This is a genomic window from Streptomyces sp. KLMMK, assembly GCF_036961605.1.
Taxonomy (GTDB): Bacteria; Actinomycetota; Actinomycetes; order Streptomycetales; family Streptomycetaceae; genus Streptomyces; species Streptomyces telluris.
Genome location: NZ_JBAMDC010000756.1, coordinates 1 through 1,194, shown reverse-complemented (window position 1 = coordinate 1,194; position 1,194 = coordinate 1). Strand labels below are relative to the sequence as shown.

Here is a 1,194-nt window from a genome sequence, read left to right as displayed (position 1 = left end):
CACTTCGGCGGTGGCGTGGCCGAGGGCGCGGGCGGAGGCGGTGAAGTCGGCGCGGACGGCGAGGGCGCTGAGGGCCAGCTGCCAGCCGTCGGCGGAGCCGGGCAGGTAGGGCTGGAGCACGCCGAGCGTCATGGGTTCGGTGCCCGCGCCGGGCACGACGGCCTCGAACCAGGCGGCAGGGGCGGGCACCCGGGCGCAGCCGGTGCCGGCGAGGGCGCGGGGGAGCTCGAGGTCGGGGTTGGTGCCGGGGCAGACGCGGCGGAAGAGCTTGAGGATATACGTTTCGCCGTAGACGACCGAGGAGTTGGACTGTTCGGCGCCGATGAGGCGGGGGGCGAGCCCGGCGCCGATCACGACGCCCTCCTCGCGGCTGAAGCGCAGCGGCCCGAGCCGGCCGGGCAGCCGCAGCCGCTCCAGCAGCAGGCTGGCCAGCCGGGGGTCGGCCAGGCCCTCGTAGACGGCGCGGCCGTGCAGCGGGCCGCCTGCGGGGCGGCCGATGAGCGCGGGCGCCAGGTGCGGCGGGAGGACGTCGTGGACGCCGAGCAGGAGCTGGTAGCAGTCGTCGGTGCCGGCGTGGAGGGCGGGGGCGGCGGACGCCGGGCCGTCCGCGGGCCGGCTGCCGGCGGGGGCGCCGGGCTGCTGGGCGCGGACGAGCAGGTGGAGCAGGCCGGGGACGGTGGCGCCGGTGTGGTGGGGCAGCAGCTCGGTGGCGGCGACGAGCGTGAAGCCGGTGATGGGGCGCCCTTTGCCCGCGAACCACCGCTGACGCGGCAGCCACTCGGAGAGCAGCGGCACCAGCGAGCCCAGCAGCCCCGCATCGGCGGCCTCCTGGCCCGGTGCGTGGGCCGCGGGAGCGGCGCGGACCGAGGACAGCAGCGGAACGGGGGCGCCCCCCTTCCGTCCGGTGTCCCGGCGTCCGGTGCCCCGGCGGGACGGTGCAGCGTCCGACATGGCGTCGCGTCCTTTCCCCGGGGCACGGCATATGGGGCAAAGTGTCCCGGATCGCGGTCCCGGATTGCGGCATTGACCGGTGCGCGGTGCTGGGGTCCCCCGCCGGAGGCGGGGGTGTCGGGCGAGGATCGTCCGTTCGGTCGGCGCCTGCGGCCCCTGGTGCGGGCGTGCGGCGGCCGGGCAGCGGCCCCGCGGCGGTCCCGAAGCGGAAGCGATCCGTTCGGCCCGGCCCGTGCGTAGTAG

At 77.7% G+C, this 1,194-nt stretch carries 1 protein-coding gene; it reads right to left on the bottom strand.

Going from position 1 to position 1,194, the window contains the following annotated elements; genetic code table 11:
- On the bottom strand, nucleotides 1–951 hold a 951-nt coding region (locus tag V7793_RS37760), incomplete at its 3' end, for a maltokinase N-terminal cap-like domain-containing protein (protein ID WP_443058092.1).
- Nucleotides 952–1,194: the final 243 nt, after the last annotated feature.